Consider the following 25,318-nt stretch of genomic DNA (forward strand, 5'->3'; position numbering starts at 1 on the left):
ATGCTCACACCCGCGTCCCCACGGTGTCGGCGCGGGTGGCGGCGGCGACGGCGGCCAGCACGCGCTCCAGTTCGCCCGCGCGATCCGACGGAGCGCCGCCGGTGCGCCACGCGATGTAGCCGTCGGGGCGGATCAGGGTCGCCCCCGTCGGCCCGATGCCGTACGCGTTCTCGAACGTCGCGGGGTCCTCGAACAGGACGTCGGCGCCGAGCTGCTCGAACGCCACACCGATTCCCAGCTTCTCCCCGACTCGCGTTGCCGCGGAACGCCATTGGTGGTCCCGGGACAGCAGCACCCAGTCGTGCCGGATCAGATCCAGCGTCGAGCACCGGCGTCCGTCCACGGTGACCCACAGGTGCGGTGCGCGGGTGCCGGGCTGACCCGCCCAGTCGTCGGGCCGCGCGGCCGCGGGCAGGGACGGGTCCGCACCCAGCACCGCCGCAGAACGGTACAGCTGTCCCAATTCGATGGCGGAATCGTCGAGCACCGGGGTGTCGGACTCGGCGGTGGTCAGGTAGGCCTTGTAGTCGGCGCGGGCGAACAGTTGATCGTGACGCAGATCCGCGATCGGACGGCGCTCGGCGTCGTAGGTGTCCAGCAGTCGCGCATCGGATTCCCCCGACAGCACCGCGGCCAGCTTCCAGGCCAGATTGTGCGCGTCGTCGATGCCGGTGTTCGCACCGAATCCGCCACGGTTGGGCGGCAATTGGTGCGCCGCGTCGCCCGCCAGGAAGATCCGTCCCGACGAGAAGCGGTCGGCGATCAGAGCCGTCAGATCCCACCGTCCGGTGGTGATCGGTTCGATCGGGATATCGCTACGGCCGATCGCGCGCCGGACCACCTCGATCTGCTGCTCGGCGTCGCGCTCGACGTCGTCGGACAGCATCAGCACCCAGCGCCCGTCGCCGTAGGTGGTGAGGAATGCCCGCAGATCGGGCTGTTCGATCTCGAACTGGACCACCCCGTCGCGCAGGTACTCCTCGAGCGGGGCCCGGAACAGGATGCTGCGCTGCACCGAGAGCGGCCCGACGCCGTGGCGGTCGATACCCAGGCCGGTGCGCACACCGCTGTCGCCGCCGTCGGCCGCGACGACGTACCGGGCCCGCAGGATGTATTCGTGGCCGTCGTCGCGGCGGCGCAGCCGGGCGGTGACGCCGTCCTCATCGGGTTCGAGGCCGAGAAGTTCGGTGCCCGTTCGCAATTCGGCGCCGAGTTCGATCGCCCGCGCACGCAGCAGCGGCTCGAGCCGGTCCTGGGTGATGGCGACCGCGTGCACCGGCGACTGTTCGGCGCCGTACGCGCCGGCACCGCCCGGGGTCCACGGATATTCCTCGAACCAGTGTCCGGTCAGGCTCTCCACCCGGGCTCTGCGCGGTGGCCTCATGCCCTGCGTGGAGGCGGGCACCTCGATGCCGACCTGGCGGAAGTGCTCGACCGTGCGGGTGGTGAAGCCGATTGCCCGAGGGTGCGGCGAACTGCCGTGGTGCTTGTCGATCACGACGACGGGCACGCCACGCCAGGACAGGAATACAGCCGCGGACAGCCCGACCAGGCTCCCGCCGACGATCAGAACCGGTGTGTTGTCGATGTCTTCGGTGTTGACGCGCATCGTGATCATGCCTTCCCGGGGTGTCGGAGAACTCTGCTGAAAATGTAACTCGATAAGAAATGTTATTCAATAACGAATCTTAGTGAGTTACGTCATTTGATAGGCTCTGGGCATGACGAGCGAGCCGCCCGGACTGCGGGAACGCAAGAACGCCCAGACCCGGCGCACCCTCGCCGAGGCGGCCGAACGGTTGTTCCTGGAGAAGGGATACGAGCAGGTCGGCGTCAAGGAGATCGCCGACGCGGCCGATATCTCCGTGCCGACGATGTTCCGCCACGTGCCCGACGGCAAGGAGGCCGTGATGTTCGACGACGGTGTGGAACGTCGCGAGAGCATCCTCGCGGCGGTGCGCCATCGTCCTGCCGGTCGGTCGCTGCTGGCGGCACTGCGCGAGTTCATGGCGGGACGCGGCCCGTTCCTCGCCGATCCGGACCCGGAGATGCGCCGGCGCACCGAACTGATCATGAACACCCCCGCGCTGCGTGAATATTCGCGCCGGTTGTGGATTCGCTGCGAAGAGCCGCTCGCCGCGGCCATCGCCGCCGAACTCGGACGCGAGCCCGATGACATCACCGCACGAGCCGTCGCGCGCTACGTCCTCGAGATCCCTCAGTTCCTCGGCGACGAGCCCGATCCCCGCGCCGCGCTGGACGCGGTCTTCGCCTTGCTCGAACGGGGTTTGGACGGGGTGCGGCGCCCCGTGCCCGAAGCCATGACTTCGGAGGCGTGACAGCCGTTTCCCGCGCTTGCGGATCCGCAATTCCCGAGTGTGGCAAGGGGGTGGCGGGCGCAGTACCTTGGCCGCGGGTGGATTCGCCGGTCGGGGCCCGACCCGGTCGTGGCGCGCGCGAGGCGCCGACCGGTCGCGGGCAGGACGGGAAGGATTGCGTTGCTGCATGACGTGGCTTCCGAACTGGCCCGAACCCTCGTTCGGCTGGTGAAGCGCGAGGGACGCGCTGCGGAAAGGCCGTTACGGGACGTCGTGGACGGCCTTCACGATGTTCCCGAATACACCGAGTCCGATGCTGCTTCCGCGCATCGGATCCTGCGCGGTGAATCCGACTCCGAGACCCGAACGCCCGAGCTGTCCGGGACGGTGCATCGGGACCAACGCGCGCCGCTGGCGGTAGCGGATGAACTGCAACAGCTCCACCTGTCCGGAGCCAAGGCGATATGGACGAATTTCCGGCCGAAGGATATGCACCTGCGCAAGTTCGAGGCGTGGATCCTGGCGAAAACCGAAGGGCCGCTTCCGGAACTGGACGAGGCGTTCGGCTGCAACTGCAACGAGATGATCATGTGGGCCGCCGCCCGCCGGAACGTGCTCACCCGTGATCAGCTTCGTGAGCAGTTCGCGCCGTTGCTGAGCGGCAGAGCCCGGCGCGCGCGAAGCCGGGGCACAATGCCGGACGACTTCGAGCACAACCTGGTTCGCACCATGCTCCCGCACGGCACCCAGCGCTACGTCCCCGAGGATCCGCTCGGCGCGCGGCCCCGGCGTGGCGATCTGGTCGTCTGGTCCGGATGGGGTGAGGAGAACGCGCACACCGCCATGGCGACCGGACGTCTCGTCGGCGCGAATCGCGATCCCGAGGTGTACTCGTTCTGGCCCCCGCCGAAGCAGCCGCTGCGCCTCGGCACCGTGACCGACGCGGTGCAGGTCACCACGATCGGCGAACTGACACCGCACATCCGGGTGCCGCAGGATCCCACGTTCCGGATCGAATTCGGCCGGGGCCCGTGGTAGCTGTCAGGATTGGGCGAGGCTCCGGGCGATGACCAGGCGCTGGATCTGGTTGGTGCCCTCGAAGATCTGGGTGATCTTGGCTTCGCGCATATAGCGTTCGACGCGGAAGTCGCGGGTGTAGCCGTAGCCGCCGAGGACCTGGACCGCGTCGGTGGTGACCTTCATGGCCGCGTCGGTGGCGACGAGTTTGGCGACGGATGCGTTGCGAGAGTAGGGGAGTCCCGCGTCCCGGCGGCGTGCGGCGTCGAGGTAGGTGGCGCGGGCGGAGTCGACCGCGGCGGCCATGTCGGCGAGCAGGAAGCCCAGGCCCTGGTGGTCGATGATCTTGCGGCCGAACGTGGTTCGCTCCCGGGCGTAGGCCACGGCCTCGTCGAGTGCGGCCTGGGCCAGGCCCACGGCCACCGCCGCGATGCCCAGGCGCCCGGAATCCAGTGCGCTGAAAGCGATCTGGAGGCCTTGGCCCTGCTCTCCGATGCGCCGGCCGGATTCGATGAGCGCGTCGTCGTAGTGGGCGGTGGTGGTGGGGACGGCGGTCAGGCCCATCTTCTCCTCGGGCTTGCCGAAGCTCAGCCCCGGGGTCTGCTTGTCGACCAGGAAGCACGAGATGCCGCGTGAGCCTTCGCCGGTGCGGGCGAACAGGGTGTAGAAATCGGCGACGCCGCCGTGCGTGATCCACGCCTTGGTGCCGGAGATCCGGTAGCCGTCGGGGGTGGGGGTGGCCTTGCAGGCCAGCGCCGCGGCGTCGGAACCGGCCTGCGGTTCGGACAGGCTGTAGGCCCCGATCATGTTGCCGCCCAGCATATCCGGCAACCAGCGCTGCTTTTGGTCCTCGGCGCCGAACATCATCAGAGGGTGGCAGGAGAGGCTGTGCACGCTGACCGCCACCGCCACGGACGCCCAGCGGGCCGCGATCTCCTCGAGCACTTGGAGGTACACCTCGTACGGCTGGTCGCCACCGCCCCATTCGGACGGATACGGCAGGCTCAGCAGCCCGGCCTCGCCGAGCGTGGCGAAGACGCCGTCGGGGTAGGTCTCGGCCTTCTCATGGGCGTCGACGATGGGTGCGAGCACCTTGTCGGCGATATCGCGGGTCAGCTGGATCAGATCCTGCGCCTCGGCGGTGGGCAGCAGACGATCGACGGCCACGGACAACTCCCTTGCCACTCGAACGAATCCGGTACGTGAATCGGTACCTGGTTACGAACTACAGTACTGTCGGGCAGCATAGTACTGCAAGGAGTACTTCGGTACTGTTCCGGATATGGCATTATCGCGGACATGGCTCCGACCGAGTTCGCCACGCCGCGGCGCACCGAATTGTTCGACGCCCTGGTCGACCTGTTCCTCGCCGAGGGTTTCGCGCACCTGACCCTCGGCGATATCGCCACCCGCCTGCGTTGCTCCAAGTCCACGCTCTACACCCTCGCCGGCAGTAAGGAGCAGCTGGTGCGCGCCGCGACCGTGCACTTCTTCCGGCGCGTCACCGAGGCGGTCGAGGCCCGGGTCCGCGCGGTCACCGGTGCGCGGCGGCGGATCGTGGCCTACCTGTCCGCGGTCGGTACCGAACTGTCGACCGCCTCGGATCGATTCATGGCCGATCTGGACGCCTTCCCGCCCGCTCGCGAAATCTACGAGCGCAACACCCGCATCGCGGCGGACCGCGTCCGCGAGCTGATCGACGAAGGTGTCGCCGCGGGCGAATTCCGCGGTGTCCACGCGCAATTCGCCGCGGACCTCACCGCCACCATGATGGTCCGCATCCAGCAGGGCGGCGTGCGCGACCGCACCGGGCTCGACCACGCCGACGCCTACCGCGAACTCGCCACCCTGCTCACCGCGGGAATCAGCGCCTGAACGCACCGGCGGCGTCTCAGCGTTTCCACAGCGGCCGCGCGGCAGGCTACGCGGCATGGATCAGGTATCGAGGTACAAACTTCCACAGATCACCGCGTTGTTCTGGGTGCTGAAGATCGCCGCGACCACGTTGGGGGAGACCGGCGGGGATATGCTCTCGCAGACCCTGAACCTGGGTTATGTCGCCGCGTCGGTGGTGCTGTTCGCGATATTCCTTGTGGCACTTCTGGTTCAGCTGCGGGTGCGGCGCTTTCACCCCGCGCTGTACTGGCTGGTCATCGCCGCGACGAGTACGGCGGGCACCACCATGGCCGATCTGCTGACCCGGGGGCCGGGCTCGGGAACCTCCACCGACGGCGGGCTCGGATACGCCGGCGGCGCCGTGGTGCTGATCGCCGGACTCGCGCTGGTGTTCGCGGTGTGGAAGGCCACCGGACTGAGTTACGACGTCACCAAGGTCACCACTTTCCGCGGTGAGCTGTTGTACTGGGCCGCGATCCTGCTGTCGAACACGTTGGGTACCACGACGGGTGACTATCTGGCCGACGAGACGGGGTTGGGGTACTGGCGCGCGGCGGTGGTGATCGCGGTGGTGATGGTGGCGATCCTGGCCGCCCACTACTTCACCCGGATCTCCGGGGTGGTGCTGTTCTGGATGGCGTTCATTCTGACTCGTCCGTTGGGTGCGACGGTGGGCAACTACCTGTCCAAAGAACAGAGCAAGGGTGGCCTGGCGCTGGGTACGTATACCGTGTCGGCGGTCCTGGCCGCGGTACTCGTCGCCGGTGTCGTCTACAGCTACATCGCGATGCGCCGCACCGAGCAACCGGCTGCACCCGTTCTGGTGGGCGCCGACGCGAAGTGATTCCGCCCTCGTGACCTCGCGTGCGTGATCCGGCGCTGCCGCTGACCCGGCCGGATCACGCTTCCCGGGCCGCGGCCGCGGCGATGCGGATGTCGCGGGTGCGGACCTGGTGGGCGATCATGGCGGTGCGGGCGGCCTCGGCGTCACCGGCGACCACCGCGGCCAGAATGGCGCGGTGCTCGGTTTCGATCTGTGCCAGATTGTCGGGTGACTGGGAGCGTTCGGTCTCGTAGACGGCCATCTGCGCGTCGAGCCGATCCATGAGTTCCTCGATGGTCCGGTTGTGCGCCGCCGCGCGCAGCGCGTGATGCCAGTCGGCGTGCAGTCGCAGGCTCGTTTCGGGATCGCTTGCGGCGACGGCGGTTTCGAACATCCGGGCGAGCCGCGCCAGATCGATCTCCGAACGGCGGGTCGCGGCGGAGAAGGCCACGGCCGATTCCAGGGCGATGCGCGCGTCCAAGATCTCGAGCAGTTCCTCGCTGGTGCGCTCGCGCACCCGGTAGCCGCGCGGGGCCTGCACCACCAGACCCTCGTACTCGAGCCGGTGCAGCGCCTCGCGCACCGGAGTCCTGGACACGCCGAACTCGACTCCGACCGCCGCCGGAATCAGCATCGTGCCCGGAGGGTAGGTCTGCCCGACGATGCGGTCGCGCAATTGCTTGTACGGCGACTCGTTGCTCATCGTCCCCACTCCCTGTCGACTCCCTTTCCGCTTGCCTTCCAACGACTACCAGTACCGGTCGGTTGGCGCAAAGAGTTTGAATCCCGCTGTATACAACTGGCGTCATCTGTGTTCGGAACTGTCAGTGTCGTGCTCGCACACGTTGTTCTGCGAGGAGAGCCATGTACGTTCCCGTCCGGTCGCCGAGGTCCCGGCGCCGTGTCTGACACCCTGACCACACCGATCGCCCGCCCCCTGCGCAGCACCCCGGCCGTCCGCCGCCGGGTGCCGTTCACCGCGCTGCTGCCCTGGACCGTTCCGGTCCTGCTGATCGCCGCCTGGCAGTGGGCCGCGTCCACCGGAATCGTCTCGGCCGAGATCCTGCCGCCGCCGAGCACGGTGCTCGATACCGCCGAAAACCTCTGGGGCACCGGCGAATTGCCTCGTTACCTGGGCGCCAGCGTTCGGCGGGTGGCGATCGGATTCGGCATCGGCGCCGCGCTGGGGCTCGGTCTGGGATTCCTGGTGGGCCTGTCGCGGATCGCCGAGGCGCTGATCGACCGCAGCGTGCAGATGTTGCGCGCGGTCCCGCATCTGGCGGTGGTGCCACTGCTGATCGCCGCGTTCGGCATCGGTGAAGTGCCCAAGGTGGTGTTGGTGGCCCTCGGCGTGGTGTTTCCGGTCTACCTGAACACGGTCTCCGGAATCCGTTCGGTGGATCCGAAACTCGTGCAACTCGGCCGTTCCTACGGGCTCGGTTACGGGGACCTGCTGCGCGAGATCGTGATCCCGGGAGCGATGTCGATGATCCTCACCGGCATCCGGTACGCGCTCGGTGTGGCCTGGCTGACCCTCGTCGTGGGGGAGACGATCGCCAGCAGCGACGGCATCGGCTATCTCGCGCAGAACGGCCGCGACCTGCTGCGCAACGACCGCATCGTGCTGGCGATCGTGCTCTACGCGCTGGCCGGGCTGATCGCCGATCAGCTGGTGCGACTGGTGGAGTGGCGCGTGCTGCGTTGGAATGTCAACTACCGCAAGGGAAGTCGCCGATGAACCGGGTTCGTGCCGGTGGCGGGCTGGAACTGTCCGGCGTCGGCCACCGATATCGCGGCAAGCAGATCCTGGGCGGGATCGACCTCACCATCGAGCCCGGGGAGTTCGTGACGATCCTCGGACCCAGCGGGGTCGGCAAGTCGACACTGCTGCGGCTGCTGGCGGGTATCGAACAACCCACCGCGGGGCGGGTCCGCTCGACCGGTGACGCGGAAGTGCTCTCGCGCATGATGTTCCAGGAGGACCGGCTGCTGCCGTGGCGTTCGGTGCTCGACAACGTCCGGCTCGGTGTGCGAGGCGGGCGCGACCGCGCCGTGGCACTGCTGCACGCGGTGGGCCTGGCCGGGCGCGAACGGGACTGGCCGCAGGAGTTGTCCGGCGGGCAGCGTCAGCGCGTCGCCCTGGCCAGGGCCCTGCTGCACCGGCCCGACGTGCTGCTGCTCGACGAGCCCTTCGGCGCGCTGGACGCCATCACCCGCGTCACCATGCAACGGCTGCTCGAGCGTCTGCTGGCCGAACATCCGCGCACGGTGGTCCTGGTCACCCACGACGTCGAGGAAAGCCTGATCCTGTCCGACCGGGTGCTGTTGCTGACCGGCTCCGGCATCGCCCGCGACATCCGCATCGATCAGCCCCGCCCGCGATCACCCGGCGACATCGAACTCGCCACCCGCAAGGCCGATCTCCTCGACGCGCTGCTCGCCGCCGACCGGGCGCTGCGGCTATAGCACCCATGAACGGAAGGTTTCCCATGTCATCACCCCCGCGCACCCTGAACCGCCGCGGATTCGTCGCCGCCGGGGCCGGGCTGCTGGGCCTGTCCGCACTCGCGGCGGCGGGATGCGGCACCGCCGCGAAGGACGACGGCCCGCTGAAGCGGGTGCGTTACGCGTTGATCGGCGACGGCCGCGCCGAACCGGGCACCGTACTGCGCAACAAGCTCAGCGGCGTGGACCCGGGCGCCGAACTCGGCGTGCCGATCGAGTGGCCCACCGGATTTCCGGCCTCCCTGCCGGTGATGGAGGCGATCAAGGCGCACAGCGTCGACTTCTCCTTCGCCACCGCCACCGCCGTCATCTACGCCATCGGCGGCGGTGTCCCGATCGTGCCGCTGGTCGCGTACCCGCTGCCCTCGAACGAGGTCGACATCCTGGTTCCGCAGGGTTCGCCGATCCGGTCGGCCGCGGATCTGAAGGGCCGTCGCGTCGCCGATCAGCGCGGCACCACCGGAACCTACAGTCTGATCAAATATCTCGACAGCGCCGGACTGACCATCTCCGACATCCAGTACGCGAATCTGACCGCCGCGGACGCCGAGGCCGCCTTCGCCCAGGGCAAGGTGGACGCCTGGATCACCTGGCAGCCCACCGCGGAACTGGCCCGCCGCAAACACGATGCGGCCACGCTGCCCGACGTGCGGACCTACGACTACGCCTTCTTCGTGGCGAGCGAATCGTTCGCGAACAACCACCCACAGCAGGCCGCGACGCTGGTGCGCAACGTCCGCGACGCGCAGCGCTGGATCGAGAGCGACCCGCAGCGCGCGGTCGGCGCCTTCACCCGGCTCGGCGGATTCGGCAACAGCACGCTGGAGGCGCAGGTGTACCGGGACCTGATCCGGAGCCGGCGGCTGTCCTATTCCGGCGCGGGCACTTTCACCACGGTCGGGCACGACGCGATCGCGGCCACCCAGGACCTCGCCGACAACTTCCACCGCCTCGGCGTCTACCCGGACCGGGTCGATGTGACCAGCTGGCTGCAGAACTCGCGATTCGACGCGATCAAACGGGTCATCGACCAGGAACTCACGAAATAGATTGTGACCGTAGCTATGTCGACTTCACAGATGCATCTCGCCGCCTTCGTCACCGCGGGGCCGGGCCGGCCGGGCGGCTGGCGTTACCCGTCCTCGGTGCCGGGGTGGCTCAGCGCCGGCTACTACCAGGACATCGCCCGAACGCTCGAGGCCGGACGCTTCGACCTGGCCTTCTTCGCCGACATCCTGTCGGTGCCGGACCGGTTCGGCGGCAGCACCGAAACCCAGCTCCGCAACGGAGCCCTGGGCTCGCTGCGGCTGGATCCGCTGCACGTGCTCTCGTCGATGAGTGCGGTCACGCACCGTCTCGGCCTGGCCGCGACGGTGTCGACCACCTATGCGCAGCCGTACACCGTGGCACGTTCGTTCGCCACCCTCGATCACCTCAGCGGCGGGCGCGCGGCCTGGAACATCGTCACCTCCTTCCAGGAGGCGGAGGCTCGGAACTTCAACCGCGACAGCCAATTTCCGCGCGAACTGCGTTACGAGCGGGCCGATGAATTCCTGGAGGTTACCGGAAAGCTCTGGGACAGTTGGCAGGACGACGCCCTGGTCCTGGACGCCGCGGAACCGTTGTTCACCGATCCGGAGCGGGTGCACGCGATCGACCACGACGGTGAATTCTTCTCCGTGCGTGGACCGCTCAACGTGCCGCGTCCGCCGCAGGGCTATCCGGTACTCATCCAGGCCGGCGCCTCGGCGAAAGGCAAGGATTTCGCCGCCCGCTGGTCGGACGTCATCTTCTGCAGCCACGCCTCGCTGGAATCCGCGCGGGCCTTCTACACCGAGATCAGGGAGCGGGCCGCCGCGCACGGACGTGATCCCGGCCAGATCAAGATTCTGCCGTCCATCACGCCGATCATCGGCACGACCACCGAGAACGCCCGGCTGCTGCGCGACGAACTCTACGACCTGGTGCCGCCGCTGGGCGGATTGTCCACGCTCGCTTACCATCTCGACGTCGACCTGTCGACGTTCCCGCTGGACGAACGGCTGCCCGAGGTCGAGGTGCCCGGTGTCGAGGGGCACTACCGCGAGGTCCGCGAGATCACCGAACGCGACGGGCTGACCCTGCGCGAACTCGGCAAACAGTACGGCGGGCGGGTCGAGGGCGGCTTCGTCGGCACGGCCGCCGAGGTGGCCGACGGTCTTGCGGAGTGGTTCACCGGCGGCGCCTGCGACGGGTTCACCGTGCAAGCGCCCTATCAGCCGGGCGGATTCGAGGAGTTCACCCGTCAGGTGGTGCCGGAACTCCAGCGGCGCGGGCTGTTTCGCACCGAGTACGAGGGACGTACGCTGCGCGAGAATCTCGGTCTGGCCCGGCCGGATGCGGGCGAGTGGGCACATCGGGCACCGCTGGCGCGGCGGGTGGCTTCGTGAGCGAGATGCGGGCCGAGAACACCGTGACGGTCTCGGGGCACACCATTTCGGGCGTGTCCGGGCGGTTCGTCCTGGACGCCCGGACCAACCACCTGATCACCGATTCCCGTTTCGGCCCGGGCGAATCCATTCAGGCCGGTGAATTGTTCCTCGCCGCACTGGTGTCCTGCGCGATGGCGAATATCGAATCCACCGCCACCGAGGCCGGGTATCCGGTCACCGGAATCCAGGTGAGCGCGACTCACACGCGCGGAGTGGACGATCCGACCCGCTACGACAGCACCCGGATCGGCATCCGGATATCCGGGGTGAGCGAATCCGTCGCCGAGACGCTGGCCAGGAGGTTCACCGAGACCTGTCCGATCTACAACACGGTCCGCCGGGGCACCGGAATCGAACTCGAGGTCGTCGCGGAACAGCTCTGATCCACGTCCGGTCGCGACGCGGGCGGCGGCGGAGCAGGGCGTCGAGACGCCCTGCCCCGCAACGGTTCACAACAATCCGAGCTGTTCGAGGTCGTCGATGTACTTGACGATCAGGCCGGGGGTGACCTGCGGGATCTCATGCCGCCCACCGACTCCGGTCTCGGCCACGGCCTGACGGAACTCGCTCGCCGGTGCCACCCCGCCGCTCGCCGGGGTGTCCGGTGCCGCGTAGTTGTGCAGCAGCGGCAGCAATGAGTGGCGGCGCTGTTTCTCCGGCAGCGCCTTGATCGCCGTTTCGAAACGGGCCAGCCAGTCGGCGTAGTCGTCCACTCGCGTGATGCGGTAACCCGCGTCGATCAGCCAGTCGACGTAGGTGTCGAGTGAGATGCCGTCGTCGTGCGGATTGAACAGGTGGTAGGTGCGATACCCGTCCCGGTGCCCGCTGCCCAGGACGTTCACGGCCTCGGCGCTGAAATCGACCGGCAGCCCGTCGTAGTGCGCCCGGGGGCGGGCGCCGTCCGGCCCGAGGGTGTAGAAGGATTTCGGTGCGAGGCCGGTGGCCACGAGCGTGAGCATCAGCCGGGTGAACATGTCTGGCACATTGAGCTGGCCGGTGTAGGTGCTGTGCGCCAGGATCATGTCCGACCGGAACACGGTCACCGGCAGTCCGAACGCGTCGTGTGCCTCCCGGAGCAGGACCTCTCCGGCCCATTTGCTCATCGCGTAGCCGTTGGCATAGCCGTCGTGGACGCGGCGCACCGCGCTCAGCTCGCGAATGTCGGTGGTCTCGTCGAACGTTCCCCGCGCCATCTGATCGGCGACGCCGATGGTCGAGACGTTGGTGAACGGCTTGAGCCGGGTGCTGATCGCCAGCCGGATCAGCTCGGCGGTGCCGTAGACGTTGGGCCCGAACAACTGGTCGTACGGCAGCACGTGGTTGACCAGTGCGCCCGGATGCATGACCGCGTCGACTTCCTCGGCCAGGCGGTTCCAGGCGCTCTCGTCCAGGCCCAGTCGCGGTGCGCCGAGATCGCCCGCGAGCACCTCGAGGTGCTCCTGCGCCAGTTTGCGGTAGTGGTCCAGCAGTTCGGCGTCGCCGCTGTCGAAGGTGTCGTCGAGCCTGCGGCGCGCGGCCGCGTCGTCGGCGCCGCGCACGACGCAGATCAGCTTGCCGCCGCGTTCGGCGAGGCGTTCGAGCCAGTCCAGGCACATGAAGCGGCCGAGGTATCCGGTTGCGCCGGTGAGCAATACGGTTCGCGGCTCGGTGCGCGCGGGAGCGGGCAGCCGCTCGGCGGCGGCCAGGATACCGGGATCGATGAACTTGTCCAAGCGCAGATCGCCCGCCCGGACCTCGGTCGCGCCGACGCCGTGCACCGCGCCGAAGGTCGGCAGATATTCGCCGCGATCCAGCTGGGCCGCAACGTAATCCGCGATGGCGCGCAGATCGTTGGCCGGGCTGATCACGATGCTGACGGGTACGTCGACCTCGAAGATGTCCTTCAGCAGATTCGAGAACGACAGTGCCGAAAGCGAATCGCCGCCCAGATCGGTGAAATGCGATTCGGGCCGGGTTTCGGCATCCGAGCTGCCCAGCAAGGCGCGAGCCGCGCGTGCGACGGTCGCCGGGATCGGCTGATTCCGGCCTCCGGCCCGCAACGCCCGCAGTTCCTCGGCCGCGCCGTCCGCGAGTTCGGTGTACAGCTGTTCGAGCCGGTCGCCGTAGCGTTCGCGCAACCGGGGACGCAGCAGCTTGCCGACATCGGACAGCAGCCCGTTGGCCATGCTGAACGGTTCGGTCTCGATCAGGAAATCGCGCGGGATCTCGTACGGCTCGAGTCCGGCGTCCTTCGCGGTCTGCTGCAACGCCTGCACCAGCAGCGGTTTGACCGCCTCGACGCCGCCCGCCTGTTCGAGCGCGTGCTCGGTCGGCACGATCACCGCGAGCAGATAGGGGCGTTCACTGTTGCCGTAGGGATAGATCCGGCGAATGGCCGGGTTGGCCGAGAACACCGCCTCGACCTTGGACAACGCGACGAACTCACCCTGCGACAGCTTCTGCACGTTGTTGCGCCGGTCGACGTAGCGCAGCTCGTCCCGGCCGACTTCGGCCATGATGTCGCCGGTCTTGTAGTACCCGTCCGCGTCGAACGCCGCGGCGGTCACCTCGGGCCGGTTGTAGTAACCGGGGAAGATGTTCTCGGTCTTCAACAGCAATTCCCCGCGCGGGTAGGGCCGGTCGGTGGCGAAGTATCCGAGTTCGGGAACGTCTATGAGCTTGTAGTCGATCACCGGCGGGCGGATCACCTTGTCGTCCATGATCACGATGCCGGACTCGGTCGAGCCGTAGCCCTCCTGCAGCGGTACGGCCAGGCACGCTCGGGCGAACGCCTTCATCTCCGCGGAGATCGGTGCGCTGCCGACCAGGCCGTGCAGCACCCGGCCGCCGAGCACGCGCTCGCGCAGATCCGCCAGCACGGCCGCGTCGAGCTGCTCACGATCGTCGAATTCGGCGCTGCGCGAATGCAATTCGCTCTGATACAGCTGGAAGAGCATGTCGAAGATCCGGGGCACCGCGGCGAGTTCGGTGGGCCGGGCCAGGGCGATGTCCTCGAACAGCGTCGACAGATCCGCGCGGGCGGTGAAGTAGTTGAGCCCGCCGCGATTGAACGTGCCGATGATCGATGCCCGGCCCATCACGTGGCTCATCGGCATGTAGTTGACCGTGATCGCCGCGATATCGCGACTGCTCATCGCCTCGCCGGTCCAGAATCCGCGCACGATCCGGTCGTGATACATCGCGCCCTTGGGGGTCCCGGTGCTGCCGGAGGTGTAGATGAGCAGGCTGAGCGGGTCCTCGCCGGGCGCCGGGTCGAACAGCGGCGCGGGCGGCAGATCCGCTGCGGCGCTGACGATCTCGTCCACGGTGTCGACGCGCCGGCCGGTGCCCGCCAGCCGCCGCGTCGCCTCGGCGAGTGCCTCGCGATCGTCGTCCAGGCCGGGATTGCAGTCGAACACCAGAATCCGCGGTTTCGACGGGGCCGCCACGGCCAGTTCGACCGCCTTGCCGAGGTAGGCCGGGCTCGTCGCGAGCACCTTCGGCGCGGTCTCCTCGACGATCGCCCGCAATTGCGGCACGGCGGCGCTGGGTTGCAGCGGGACCGCGACCGCGCCGAGGTAGCTGATGGCCAGGTCCAGCGTCAGGTATTCGGCGCTGGTGAAACCCGTGGTGGCGATGAAGTCACCGGGACCGATGCCGTGCGCGGACCAGGCGGTGGCGACCGCGCGCACCCGATCCCAGACCTCGCCGTAGGTGCGGGTGGTGAAGTCCGGCAGCACCCGCACGGCATTGCGGCCGGTGCCGGGGTCGCGCACCAGTTCGGTCCGGCGTTGCGCGACCGCGAGACGGTCCCGGTAGCCGGTCATGATCCGTTCCACCGTCCGGGCCAGCCCGAGGCCGGGTTCGCGTGCGGCCGTGGTGACCGCGTCCAGCGGTAACGTCTCGCGGAACTCACGGTCGGAGGCTCTGAGTTCGGCCTCCAGCCGAGCTGCCCTGTCCTGGGGGTCTTGCCGATCCTGCTTACTCACGCCATCACCAGCTTCCGTCACGAGCCGCGGTATCACTCCAAGGGTTCTTGCCAATGTGGTTCCGGGAGAAGGGAAATCGTCATGCCCCTGCCCGATTTCGCCCCGGCGCCCCGCCCTCGACTGTACTGATAGACAAGGTAATTAGCACGGCGAAGGATTGTGAGACTTGGCTCACTGCAATGGGTTGGGCGCAGGGGTAACCCGGGGAATGAATGGGAACTCTGTATGTCCCGGTGTCATGGGGTATCGGCTCGACCGGGTGCCGGCGGCCGCGCCGGTGCGTTCACACGCCCGGGGCGAGCGCGGCAATGGTCATGCGCCGCAACACGTCTCGGGTCACGGTCGGCGATGTGCGGCCCATGCTGTGTGGTGTGGAGTTGATCAGTCCGAAGATGGCGTGCGCCTTGGTGCGCGCCTCGGTCTCCGACAGTCCCGGATCGGTCTCGCGCAGCACCTGCACCCACAGTTCGACGTAGCGGCGCTGATACCGGCGCACCTGGCGGCGGGCCGAGTCGGGTAGCGATCCCAGGTCGCGGTCCTGGATGCGGATCAGATCGGACTCGCCGAGGGCGAAGTCGAGATGGAATTCGATCAGGCCCGCGATGGCCGTCGCCGGGTCGCCGGCCGAGAGCACCACCTCGGTGCCGCCCTCGAACAGTCGCGCGCTGATGCCCACGAGCAACTCGACCAGCACCGCCTCCTTGTTCGGGAAGTGCCGGTAGACCGCGGGGCCGCTGATGCCGACCGCCGAGCCGAGATCCTCGAGCCGCACCCCGGCGTAGCCGCGCTCGGCGATCAGGCGGGCGGCCTCGGTGAGCAACTGCCGCCGCCGGTCGGCCTTGGCCAGGCTGCGCCGGGTGAGTCTCGGCTCGTCGCTCGGTTCGTGGTCGGGCAGCACCGCCGGATCTCCTCTCGGCGCGAGGGGTGTGGACAACTCAGTTAATCACAGTTATCTTAAATTCGGTGATCGAGGATTAACCGAATCGACTCGACGGTCACGAATGGCCGGAAATACGACGGGCGGCGAGATGGGTCTGGACCGGGACGGCAACAGGGCCGAACACGAGCGGTTGGTGGCGGAACTGCGCGAAAACCTCCGGGTGGCCGCACTGGGCGGCGGTGAGAAGGCACGTCAGCGGCACATCGACCGCGGCAAGCTGCTGCCGCGGGACCGGGTGAACGCGCTGCTCGATCCCGGGAGCCCGTTCCTGGAGCTGTCCCCGCTGGCGGCGAACGGCCTGTACGACGATCAGTGCCCGGGGGCGGGCATGATCTCCGGTATCGGGCGGGTGTCCGGGCGCGAGTGCGTGATCGTGGCGAACGACGCGACGGTCAAGGGCGGCACCTACTACCCGATGACGGTGAAGAAGCATCTGCGCGCGCAGGAAGTGGCGTTGCAGAACAATCTGCCGTGCATCTACCTGGTGGATTCGGGTGGCGCGTTCCTGCCGCGCCAGGACGAGGTGTTCCCCGATCGCGAGCATTTCGGGCGGATCTTCTACAACCAGGCCACGATGAGCGCCAAGGGCATCGCGCAGATCGCCTCGGTGATGGGTTCGTGCACCGCCGGTGGCGCCTATGTTCCGGCGATGAGTGACGAGGCGGTGATCGTGCGCGATCAGGGCACGATCTTCCTCGGCGGTCCGCCGCTGGTGAAGGCGGCCACCGGTGAGGTGGTCACGGCCGAGGAACTCGGCGGCGGCGATCTGCATTCGAAGGTTTCCGGGGTGACCGACCATCTCGCCATCGATGATCGGGACGCGTTGCGGATCGTGCGGAACATCGTGGCCACACTGGGACCGCGAGCGGCGCGGCCGTGGGAGGTGGCTCCCGCGCTGGATCCGGTCGCGGATCCAGCGGAGTTGTACGACGTGGTGCCGACCGATTCGCGCACCCCGTACGACGTGCACGAGGTGATCGACCGGGTGGTCGATCGCGGTGCCGCGCAAGGTGGTTCGAGCTTCCAGGAGTTCAAGGCCGAGTACGGCAGGACGCTGGTCACCGGTTTCGCTCGGATTCAGGGGCATCCGGTGGGCATCGTCGCGAACAACGGGGTGCTGTTCGGTGAGTCGGCGATGAAGGGCGCGCACTTCATCGAGTTGTGCGACAAGCGCAGTATTCCGCTGCTGTTCCTGCAGAACATCACCGGATTCATGGTCGGGCGCGAGTACGAGGCGGGCGGGATCGCCAAGCACGGCGCGAAGATGGTCACCGCGGTGGCCTGTGCGCGGGTGCCGAAACTGACGGTGGTCATCGGCGGCTCGTACGGTGCGGGCAACTATTCGATGTGCGGGCGGGCGTATTCGCCGCGGTTCCTGTGGATGTGGCCCAACGCGAGGATTTCGGTGATGGGCGGCGAGCAGGCGGCCTCGGTGCTCGCGACGGTGCGCAGCGATCAGCTCGACTCCTCGGGCAACCCGTGGTCGGCCGCCGACGAGGAGGCGTTCAAGGCGCCGATCCGTGAGCAGTACGAAGCGCAGGGCAACCCGTACTACTCGACGGCCCGACTGTGGGACGACGGGATCATCGACCCCGCCGATACCAGAACCATTCTCGGACTTGCTCTTTCGGTGTGCGCGAACGCGCCGATCGAGCCGGTTTCCTACGGCGTGTTCCGGATGTGATGACGGTGAACGACATGACGACGACATCGGCGGACGGCGGGCCCCGCCTGTTCCACACCGTGCTGGTGGCCAATCGGGGTGAGATCGCGGTGCGGGTGATCCGCACGCTGCGGGCGATGGGCATCCGTTCGGTCGCGGTGTACAGCGAGGCGGACGCCGATGCCCGGCACGTGCGCGAGGCCGATGTGGCGGTGCTGCTCGGTCCCGCCGCGGCGCGGGAGAGCTATCTCGATATCGGCAAGGTGGTGGAGGCCGCGCGCCGGACGGGCGCGCATGCGGTGCACCCGGGATACGGATTCCTTTCCGAGAACGCCGATTTCGCCGCCGCGCTGGAGGCGGCGGGGATCGCGTTCCTGGGTCCGTCCGCGCACGCGATCGAGGTGATGGGGGACAAGATCACCGCCAAGAACGCGGTCGCGGCGTTCGAGGTGCCGGTGGTGCCGGGGATCGCGAAGCCGGGATTGACCGACGCCGACCTGATCGCCGCTGCCGCGGATATCGGGTATCCGGTGCTGGTCAAACCGTCCGCGGGCGGTGGCGGCAAGGGGATGCGGATGGTCGAGGATCCGGCCGAGCTGCCCGCGGCGCTGGTCTCCGCCCGCCGCGAGGCGGCCTCGGCATTCGGCGACGACACGTTGTTCCTGGAACGATTCGTGTTGCGGCCCAGGCATATCGAGGTGCAGATCCTCGCCGACACGCACGGCAACGTGATCCATCTCGGTGAGCGCGAGTGCAGTTTGCAGCGCCGGCATCAGAAGGTGATCGAGGAAGCCCCCTCGCCGCTGCTGGACGAGGCGACCCGCGCCCGGATCGGCGCGGCGGCCTGCGATACCGCCCGCAGTGTCGACTACGCGGGGGCGGGCACGGTGGAGTTCATCGTGTCCGCGGATCGCCCGGACGAGTTCTTCTTCATGGAGATGAACACCCGGCTGCAGGTCGAGCATCCGGTGACCGAGCTGGTCACCGGCCTGGACCTGGTGGAATGGCAGGTGCGGGTCGCGGCCGGGGAGAAGCTGACGATCGCCCAGGACGAGATCACGATGAACGGGCACGCGATCGAGGCGCGCGTCTACGCCGAGGATCCCGCGCGCGGGTTCCTGCCCACCGGCGGTACGGTCGTGGATCTGGTCGAACCCACCGGTCCCGGGGTGCGCGTCGATTCCGGCCTGCGGGTGGGCACGGTCGTCGGCAGCGACTACGACCCGATGCTGGCGAAGGTGATCGCGCACGGCGCCGATCGCGCGGCGGCGCTGCGCGGCCTGGACCGGGCGCTGGCCGAGACCGCGGTGCTGGGTGTCGTCACCAATATCGAGTTCGCGCGTTTCCTGCTCGCCGATCCGGACGTGGTGGCCGGTCGCCTCGACACCGGTCTGCTGGACCGGCGGGTGGCGGATTTCGTCGCCGCCGAACCCTCGGACGAGCAGATCATCGCGGCCGCGGTCCACCGGTGGCTGAACCTGTGGCCGGCCGGCGCCGCCGACCCCTGGGACGTGCCGAGCGGATGGCGCGTGGGCGGTCCGCAGCCGACCACGTTCCGGCTCGCGACGCCCGGTCGCGTCGTGCACGTCGGCATCACCGGCAGCCCCGGCGCGGCGGTCGTCGCGATCGACGACGGTCAGGCCCGATCCCTGACCGCGTCGCCGGCCGGGGCGGAACTGCGAGTCACGATCGGTGGCCTCGGCGAGACCTACCGAGTCGCCGAACAGGACGAAAACCTTTGGCTGGCAAGCTCTTCCGGTGTCGTGACGATCCGCGAAGTGGCCGAGGAGAACGTCCGCGCCGGCGACGCGCACGCCGGGGAGGCGGAGCTGACCAGTCCGATGCCGGGCTCGGTCATCGCCGTCGGCGTCGAGTCCGGCGCCGCGGTCACCGCGGGCACGACCATCGTGGTCGTCGAGGCGATGAAGATGGAACACGCCCTCACCGCGCCGGTCGACGGCACGGTGGAGATCCACGTCGCCGCCGGCGACCAGGTCAAGGTCGACCAGTTGCTGGCACGTGTGATTCCCAACGAGCAGAACGAGAAGGACGCCGAGAGATGACCGACTATCTGTCCACCGGGGCGCTACCGGACGACTACGCCCAGCTGGCGAAGACGGTCCGCGACTTCACCCGGGCGGTGGTCGCGCCGGTCGCCGCCGAGCACGACGCCAACCACACCTTCCCGTACGAGGTCATCGCGGGCATGGCCGAACTCGGACTGTTCGGCCTGCCGTTCCCGGAGGAGTACGGCGGTCAGGGCGGGGACTACTTCGCGCTGTGCCTCGCGCTCGAGGAGCTGGCCAAGGTCGACCAGTCCGTCGCGATCACCCTCGAGGCGGGCGTCTCGCTCGGCGCGATGCCGGTGTACCGGTTCGGCAACGAGGCGCAGAAGCAGGAATGGCTGCCGCAGCTGACGAGCGGAAAGTCCTTGGCCGCCTTCGGTTTGACCGAACCCGGGGCGGGCAGCGACGCCGGGGGCACCCGCACCACCGCCACCGAGGACGGTGCGGACTGGGTGATCAACGGCAGCAAACAGTTCATCACCAACTCCGGCACCGATATCACGAAACTGGTCACCGTGACGGCGGTGACGGGTGTGAAAGATGGTGGCAAGAAGGAGATCTCGACGATCCTGGTGCCCACCTCGACCCCCGGGTTCACCGCCGAACCGGCCTACAACAAGGTCGGCTGGCATGCCTCGGACACCCATCCGCTCAGCTTCGACGACGTCCGGGTGCCGCGGGAGAATCTGCTCGGCGAGCGCGGGCGCGGCTACGCGAACTTCCTGCGGATCCTGGACGAGGGCCGGATCGCGATCGCGGCGTTGTCCGTGGGCGCGGCGCAGGGCTGCGTCGACGAATCGGTCCGGTACGCCAAGGAGCGCGAGGCGTTCGGGCGGCCGATCGGTGCGAATCAGTCGATCGCGTTCAAGATCGCGCGGATGGAGGCGCGCGCGCACACCGCCCGCACCGCCTACTACGACGCGGCGGCACTGATGTTGGCGGGCAAGCCGTTCAAGAAGCAGGCGTCGATCGCGAAGCTGGCGGCGAGCGAGGCGGCGATGGACAACGCCCGGGACGCGACGCAGATCTTCGGCGGCTACGGCTTCATGAACGAATACGCGGTCGCCCGGCATTACCGGGATTCGAAGATCCTGGAGATCGGTGAGGGCACCACCGAGGTGCAGTTGATGTTGATCGCGCGGGAGGCGGGACTGTGAACGAGCAATCGGCCACCGACCGGCAACCGCACCGAATCGTGCAGCGCGGCTTGTGGTTCGAGGAGTTCGAGACCGGCGCGGTGTACGAGCACCGCCCGGGGCGCACCGTCACCGAGGCGGACAACGTGCTGTTCACCACGTTGACGATGAACACCCAGGCGCTGCACCTGGACGCCGCGTTCGCCGAGGACCTGCCGCCGTTCAACGCGCGGCTGGTGAATTCGATGTTCACCCTGTCCACCCTCGTCGGCCTGTCCGTGGCGCAGCTGACGCAGGGGACGATCGTCGGCAACCTCGGATTCTCCGAGATCGCTTTCCCCAAGCCGGTCTTCCACGGTGACACCTTGTACGCGGAGACCGAGATCCTGGACAAGCGAGAGTCCAAGAGCCGCCCGGGGGAGGGCATCGTGACTTTCGCCCACACCGCTCGCAATCAGCACGGTGACGTCGTCGCGACCGCGGTCCGCAAGACGATGGTGCGCAAACGGCCGGAAGGACAGTGACATGGGTTCGACGCAGGCGTCCTGGACACCGGCGGGTCCGGCGTGGTTGTTCTGCCCGGCCGACCGTCCCGAACGGTTCGCCAAGGCGGCGGCCGCCGCCGATGTGGTGATCCTGGACCTCGAGGACGGAGTCGGGGCGGCGGATCGCGCGGCGGCGCGGCGCGCGGTCATCGACACCCCGCTCGATCCGGAGCGGACCGTCGTGCGCGTCAACGCGCACGGCACCGAGGATCAGCGCCTGGATCTGGAGGCGTTGCGGCAGACCCGCTACACCCGGGTGATGCTGCCCAAATGCGAATCCGCGGAACAGGTTTCGTCGCTGGCGCCGTATGCGGTGATCGCCCTGATCGAATCGCCGCTGGGCGTGGTGACGGTCGCCGAGTCCGCGCGGGCGGCCAATGCGGTTGCCGTGATGTGGGGTGCGGAGGATCTGGTCGCCGGGCTCGGCGGTACCGCGAGCCGCCGCGCGGACGGCTCGTACCGGGACGTGGCGGTCCATCTTCGCTCCAGCTGTCTGCTGGCCGCGAAGGCGTACGGCAAGCTCGCGCTGGACGGCGTATACCTCGACATCAAGGATCTCGACGGGCTGCGGGCCGAGGCCGATGACGCCGTCGCGGTCGGATTCGAGGTGAAGGTCGCGATCCACCCGAGTCAGGTGCCGGTCATCCGGGCGGCGTACGCGCCCACCGATGCGGAATTCGATTGGGCCAGCAGGGTTCTCGCAGCGGCGGGGAGCGAGCGGGGCGTCTTCAGTTTCGAGGGCAAGATGGTCGACGCGCCGGTGTTCCGGCACGCGGAGCAGATCGTGCGGCGGGCGGGTGACCGGGCCGTCGGCTGACCGCGCATCTCGATCAGAGGGATTTGAGCCGCACCGAGAGTCGATGGGCATGCTCCAGCAGGAGCGTGCCCAGCTCGGTTCGTCTCGGCTCCCGGAAACGGGTCTCGACGCCGGTGAGGCTCAACGCCCACGAGGGGCGGTCGGCCCGGTCGAACACCGCGGCCCCGATGCCCCAGCTGCCCTCCACGATGAGCCCGGGGTTCACCGCGTATCCGTCGGCCAGGGTGGTCGCGATCCGTTGGCGCACTTGCTGTTCCGAATGCGCCTCACCCCAGTCCGGCGCGAGGTCGGTGTGCCGGAGGTAGTCGTCGATCTCCCGGTCCGGGAGGTGGCTCAGAATGGCCAGGCCCGCCGAGGCCACCCCCAGCGGGAAGCGTTTACCTTCGTGCAGGACGTGCGAACGCAGCGGGAAGCTGCCCTCCCGGCACAGGATGCAGACCGTTTCGTCGCCGCGATGGGCGGACAGGAACGCGCTCTCCCCGGTCAGTCTGGAGAGCTGATCGACGATGTCGCGGGCCTGGTCGGTGATGTCGTATCGGTTCGTGGCCACGGCGCCGAGCAGATACAACTCGGGCCCGAGCGACCAGCGCCCGGTCTTCGGATCGCGATCCGCCAGACCTTGTTCGGCCAGCGATACCAGCAGTCTGTGTGCCGTGGGACGCGCCAGACCGGTGTTATTGGCCAGTTCGGTGGTCGACGCGCCGTCGGACCGGTACGCGCTGATGGCGCGCAGCAGGCGCGCCGCGCGCTCGACCACGTGCGAACTCTCCGGTGCCGACCGAGCCATACCGCAAGCATAGGCCAGCGCGTTCACTCCATGGACACCTAGGTCGTGATCCGATCGGATGTCGAGCACTTCGCGCGAGATACTTCCGAGGTAGGACGGCAATATTGTTCACTACCGGGGAACGGTTGTGACGTCCGTTCAGTGGACGAAAGGTGCGGTACCCAGTGGCGGTGACGATATACGGTTCGGCGGCCGAGGCCGTCGCGGACATACCCGACGAAGCCTCGCTCGCCGTGGGCGGATTCGGCCTGTGCGGCATCCCGAACGAGTTGATCGGCGCGCTGGCCGATCGCGGGGTGTCCGGGCTCGAGGTGTTCTCCAACAACTGCGGGGTCGACGACTGGGGTTTGGGAATCCTGTTGTCGGCCGGTCGGATTCGGCGCGTCACCGCGTCGTACGTCGGGGAGAACAAGGAGTTCGCGCGGCAGTACCTCGCGGGTGAGCTGGAGGTGGAGCTCACCCCGCAGGGCACCCTCGCCGAGCGGCTGCGCGCGGGCGGCGCCGGAATTCCGGCCTTCTACACCCCGGCCGGAGTCGGCACCCCGATCGCCGAGGGCGGGCTGCCGTGGCGCTACCACGCCGACGGCTCGGTGGCGATCGCCTCGCCGCCGAAACAGACGCGCGAGTTCCGCGGGCGCACCTACGTGCTCGAGGAGTCGATCGTCGCCGACTTCGCGCTCGTGCACGCCGAAATCGGCGACACCCTGGGCAATCTCGTCTTCGACAAGACCGCGATGAACTTCAACCCGCTGGCCGCGATGGCCGGGCGCACCACGATCGTGCAGGTGGAGAACCTCGTCGAGGCGGGGGAACTGGACCCGTCGAAGGTGCATCTGCCGGGCGTGTTCGTCCAGCGGCTGGTGCATACGGGCGTGCAGGAGAAGCGGATCGAGAAGAGGACGGTGTCGGCGGCATGAGTGGTCAGGCGCGGAGGAGGCAGCGGAGCGTCACCACGCAGCGCCCCGCTCATGACGGAAAGGACACAGCATGAGCTGGACGCGGCAACAGATGGCGGCTCGCGCGGCGGCCGAGATGGTCGACGGCGAGTACGTGAACCTGGGGATCGGGCTGCCGACCTTGATTCCCAATCACCTCCCCGAGGGCGTGAACGTGGTGCTGCACTCGGAGAACGGCATCCTGGGCACCGGCCCGTATCCGACCGAGGACGAGGTCGACCCGAATCTCATCAACGCGGGCAAGGAAACCGTGACGGTGAACCCGGGCGCCGCGTTCTTCGATTCGGCGTTGTCGTTCGGCATGATTCGCGGCGAGCACATCGATACCGCGGTCCTGGGTGGTATGCAGGTCTCGCACGAGGGCGACCTGGCCAACTGGATGGTGCCCGGCAAGATGGTCAAGGGGATGGGCGGCGCCATGGATCTGGTGCACGGCGCCCGGCGCGTCATCGTGGTCATGGAGCACACCGACCGCGACGGCGGGCCCAAGATCGTCGAGCGGTGCTCGCTGCCGTTGACCGGCAAGGGCGTGGTGCATCGCATCATCACCGATCTGGGCGTCATCGATGTGCGGGACGGCACGCTGCTGCTGCGCGAGCTCGCGCCCGATGTGACCGTCGAACAGATAACCGCCGCAACAGGTTACGAACTCGTCGTCGCGTTGGAGGAGCAAGCCCATGTCTGATGCGCACACTTCCGTCATCGTCGCCGGAGCCCGGACCCCCGTCGGGCGGCTGCTGGGCGGTCTGTCCGGATTCAGCGGCTCGGATCTGGGCGGGTTCGCGATCAATGCCGCCCTGGACAAGAGCGGCGTCGCGCCCGAACAGGTCGACTACGTGATCATGGGACAGGTGCTGACCGCCGGTGCGGGCCAGATCCCCGCGCGCCAGGCGGCGGTGGCCGCCGGTATCCCGATGGACGTCCCGGCGGTCACCGTCAACAAGGTGTGCCTGTCGGGTATCAACGCGATCGCGTTGGCGGATCAGCTGATTCGCGCGGGAGAGTACGAGATCGTGGTGGCCGGCGGGCAGGAGTCGATGAGCCGCGCGCCGCACCTGCTGACCAAGAGCCGCGAAGGGTTCAAGTACGGCGACGCGACGCTGGACGACCACATGATCGCGGACGGCTTGCGGGACATCTTCACCGGTCAGGCCATGGGTGCGCTGACCGACGCCCGCAACGCGGTGGACGCCATCAGCCGCGAGGATCAGGACGCCTTCGCCGCCGCCTCGCACCGCAACGCCGCCTCGGCCTGGAAGAACGGCGTGTTCACCGACGAGGTGACGCCGGTGCCGGTGCCGCAGCGCAAGGGCGATCCGATCATGGTGAGCCAGGATGAGGGGGTCCGGGCCGATACGACCGTCGAGTCGCTGGCCAAGCTGCGCCCGGCCTTCGCCCCGGACGGCACCA

23 protein-coding genes are annotated in these 25,318 nt (G+C 68.3%); 17 read left to right on the top strand and 6 right to left on the bottom strand.

The window, feature by feature from the left end:
• Nucleotides 1–4: 4 nt before the first annotated feature.
• Entirely contained in the window at nucleotides 5–1,609 is a 1,605-nt protein-coding gene (locus tag AC5WS7_RS39335) for an FAD-dependent monooxygenase (protein ID WP_495959746.1), read from the bottom strand.
• 112 nt (nucleotides 1,610–1,721) lie between these two features.
• Between AC5WS7_RS39335 and AC5WS7_RS39340 the strand changes: the two genes are divergently transcribed.
• Complete coding sequence (locus AC5WS7_RS39340; RefSeq protein ID WP_495959747.1) at nucleotides 1,722–2,339, top strand: TetR/AcrR family transcriptional regulator; 618 nt, start codon at nucleotides 1,722–1,724, stop codon at nucleotides 2,337–2,339.
• A 159-nt stretch (nucleotides 2,340–2,498) separates the two neighbouring features.
• Nucleotides 2,499–3,356 (top strand): hypothetical protein, encoded by an 858-nt coding sequence (locus AC5WS7_RS39345; protein ID WP_495959748.1) that lies wholly within the window; start codon nucleotides 2,499–2,501, stop codon nucleotides 3,354–3,356.
• A gap of 3 nt (nucleotides 3,357–3,359) precedes the next feature.
• Here the strand turns inward: AC5WS7_RS39345 and AC5WS7_RS39350 are convergent, their stop codons facing one another.
• Nucleotides 3,360–4,502, bottom strand: coding sequence for an acyl-CoA dehydrogenase family protein (locus AC5WS7_RS39350; protein ID WP_495959749.1), 1,143 nt, complete (start codon nucleotides 4,500–4,502; stop codon nucleotides 3,360–3,362).
• Nucleotides 4,503–4,634: 132 nt separating this feature from the next.
• On the opposite strand from AC5WS7_RS39350, the gene AC5WS7_RS39355 reads away from it, so the two are divergent.
• Nucleotides 4,635–5,210 (top strand): TetR/AcrR family transcriptional regulator, encoded by a 576-nt coding sequence (locus AC5WS7_RS39355; RefSeq protein WP_495959750.1) that lies wholly within the window; start codon nucleotides 4,635–4,637, stop codon nucleotides 5,208–5,210.
• Between the two features lie 55 nt (nucleotides 5,211–5,265).
• The gene (locus tag AC5WS7_RS39360; RefSeq protein WP_495959751.1) at nucleotides 5,266–6,075 is read left to right on the top strand and encodes a COG4705 family protein; all 810 of its coding nucleotides are present in this window, start codon (nucleotides 5,266–5,268) and stop codon (nucleotides 6,073–6,075) included.
• Between the two features lie 55 nt (nucleotides 6,076–6,130).
• On the opposite strand, the gene AC5WS7_RS39365 is transcribed toward AC5WS7_RS39360, so the two are convergent.
• A complete protein-coding gene (locus AC5WS7_RS39365) occupies nucleotides 6,131–6,757 on the bottom strand; it encodes a GntR family transcriptional regulator (protein WP_495959752.1) in 627 nt (208 codons plus the stop codon).
• Between the two features lie 198 nt (nucleotides 6,758–6,955).
• Between AC5WS7_RS39365 and AC5WS7_RS39370 the strand changes: the two genes are divergently transcribed.
• The 5 genes from AC5WS7_RS39370 to AC5WS7_RS39390 are packed head-to-tail and all read left to right on the top strand — an operon-like array spanning nucleotide 6,956 to nucleotide 11,413.
• On the top strand, nucleotides 6,956–7,792 hold the full coding sequence (locus AC5WS7_RS39370) for an ABC transporter permease subunit (protein WP_495959753.1): 837 nt from the start codon (nucleotides 6,956–6,958) through the stop codon (nucleotides 7,790–7,792).
• Nucleotides 7,789–8,520, top strand: coding sequence for an ABC transporter ATP-binding protein (locus AC5WS7_RS39375; RefSeq protein WP_495959754.1), 732 nt, complete (start codon nucleotides 7,789–7,791; stop codon nucleotides 8,518–8,520). The genes AC5WS7_RS39370 and AC5WS7_RS39375 overlap by 4 nt, the downstream gene beginning before the upstream one ends.
• A 23-nt stretch (nucleotides 8,521–8,543) precedes the next feature.
• The gene (locus AC5WS7_RS39380; RefSeq protein WP_495959755.1) at nucleotides 8,544–9,608 is read left to right on the top strand and encodes an ABC transporter substrate-binding protein; all 1,065 of its coding nucleotides are present in this window, start codon (nucleotides 8,544–8,546) and stop codon (nucleotides 9,606–9,608) included.
• A 15-nt stretch (nucleotides 9,609–9,623) separates the two neighbouring features.
• Nucleotides 9,624–10,988: an LLM class flavin-dependent oxidoreductase gene (locus AC5WS7_RS39385; protein ID WP_495959756.1), complete on the top strand. Its 1,365-nt coding sequence runs from the start codon at nucleotides 9,624–9,626 to the stop codon at nucleotides 10,986–10,988.
• A gap of 5 nt (nucleotides 10,989–10,993) precedes the next feature.
• On the top strand, nucleotides 10,994–11,413 hold the full coding sequence (locus AC5WS7_RS39390) for an OsmC family protein (RefSeq protein ID WP_495959767.1): 420 nt from the start codon (nucleotides 10,994–10,996) through the stop codon (nucleotides 11,411–11,413).
• Between the two features lie 66 nt (nucleotides 11,414–11,479).
• Here AC5WS7_RS39390 and car read toward each other — a convergent pair whose 3' ends face one another.
• Together car and AC5WS7_RS39400 are read right to left on the bottom strand one after the other, a co-directional pair.
• Nucleotides 11,480–14,998: a carboxylic acid reductase gene (gene car / locus AC5WS7_RS39395; RefSeq protein ID WP_495959757.1), complete on the bottom strand. Its 3,519-nt coding sequence runs from the start codon at nucleotides 14,996–14,998 to the stop codon at nucleotides 11,480–11,482.
• A 283-nt stretch (nucleotides 14,999–15,281) separates the two neighbouring features.
• Nucleotides 15,282–15,893 (bottom strand): SACE_7040 family transcriptional regulator, encoded by a 612-nt coding sequence (locus AC5WS7_RS39400; RefSeq protein ID WP_495959768.1) that lies wholly within the window; start codon nucleotides 15,891–15,893, stop codon nucleotides 15,282–15,284.
• Nucleotides 15,894–16,026: 133 nt separating this feature from the next.
• Here AC5WS7_RS39400 and AC5WS7_RS39405 point away from each other — a divergent pair, with 133 nt between their 5' ends.
• The 5 genes from AC5WS7_RS39405 to AC5WS7_RS39425 are packed head-to-tail and all read left to right on the top strand — an operon-like array spanning nucleotide 16,027 to nucleotide 22,165.
• Complete coding sequence (locus tag AC5WS7_RS39405; RefSeq protein ID WP_495959769.1) at nucleotides 16,027–17,622, top strand: carboxyl transferase domain-containing protein; 1,596 nt, start codon at nucleotides 16,027–16,029, stop codon at nucleotides 17,620–17,622.
• A 14-nt stretch (nucleotides 17,623–17,636) separates the two neighbouring features.
• Complete coding sequence (locus AC5WS7_RS39410; RefSeq protein ID WP_495959758.1) at nucleotides 17,637–19,664, top strand: acetyl/propionyl/methylcrotonyl-CoA carboxylase subunit alpha; 2,028 nt, start codon at nucleotides 17,637–17,639, stop codon at nucleotides 19,662–19,664.
• On the top strand, nucleotides 19,661–20,824 hold the full coding sequence (locus AC5WS7_RS39415) for an acyl-CoA dehydrogenase family protein (protein ID WP_495959759.1): 1,164 nt from the start codon (nucleotides 19,661–19,663) through the stop codon (nucleotides 20,822–20,824). The genes AC5WS7_RS39410 and AC5WS7_RS39415 overlap by 4 nt, the downstream gene beginning before the upstream one ends.
• Entirely contained in the window at nucleotides 20,821–21,327 is a 507-nt protein-coding gene (locus AC5WS7_RS39420; protein WP_495959760.1) for a MaoC family dehydratase, read from the top strand. Before AC5WS7_RS39415 ends, AC5WS7_RS39420 begins: the two co-directional genes overlap by 4 nt.
• Nucleotide 21,328: 1 nt before the next feature.
• A complete protein-coding gene (locus tag AC5WS7_RS39425; protein ID WP_495959761.1) occupies nucleotides 21,329–22,165 on the top strand; it encodes an HpcH/HpaI aldolase/citrate lyase family protein in 837 nt (278 codons plus the stop codon).
• 13 nt (nucleotides 22,166–22,178) lie between these two features.
• Here the strand turns inward: AC5WS7_RS39425 and AC5WS7_RS39430 are convergent, their stop codons facing one another.
• Nucleotides 22,179–22,952 carry an IclR family transcriptional regulator gene (locus tag AC5WS7_RS39430; protein WP_495959762.1) on the bottom strand — a complete coding sequence of 258 codons (774 nt, stop codon included), beginning with the start codon at nucleotides 22,950–22,952 and terminating at the stop codon, nucleotides 22,179–22,181.
• Nucleotides 22,953–23,116: 164 nt separating this feature from the next.
• Here AC5WS7_RS39430 and AC5WS7_RS39435 point away from each other — a divergent pair, with 164 nt between their 5' ends.
• The 3 genes from AC5WS7_RS39435 to AC5WS7_RS39445 form a co-directional block, all read left to right on the top strand.
• The gene (locus tag AC5WS7_RS39435; protein WP_495959763.1) at nucleotides 23,117–23,869 is read left to right on the top strand and encodes a CoA transferase subunit A; all 753 of its coding nucleotides are present in this window, start codon (nucleotides 23,117–23,119) and stop codon (nucleotides 23,867–23,869) included.
• A 70-nt stretch (nucleotides 23,870–23,939) separates the two neighbouring features.
• The gene (locus AC5WS7_RS39440) at nucleotides 23,940–24,593 is read left to right on the top strand and encodes a 3-oxoacid CoA-transferase subunit B (RefSeq protein WP_495959764.1); all 654 of its coding nucleotides are present in this window, start codon (nucleotides 23,940–23,942) and stop codon (nucleotides 24,591–24,593) included.
• A partial coding sequence (locus AC5WS7_RS39445; RefSeq protein ID WP_495959765.1) for an acetyl-CoA C-acyltransferase occupies nucleotides 24,586–25,318 on the top strand: 733 nt, incomplete at its 3' end. The genes AC5WS7_RS39440 and AC5WS7_RS39445, both read left to right, overlap by 8 nt.

It is taken from the genome of Nocardia sp. PLKS1-43 (assembly GCF_059510335.1).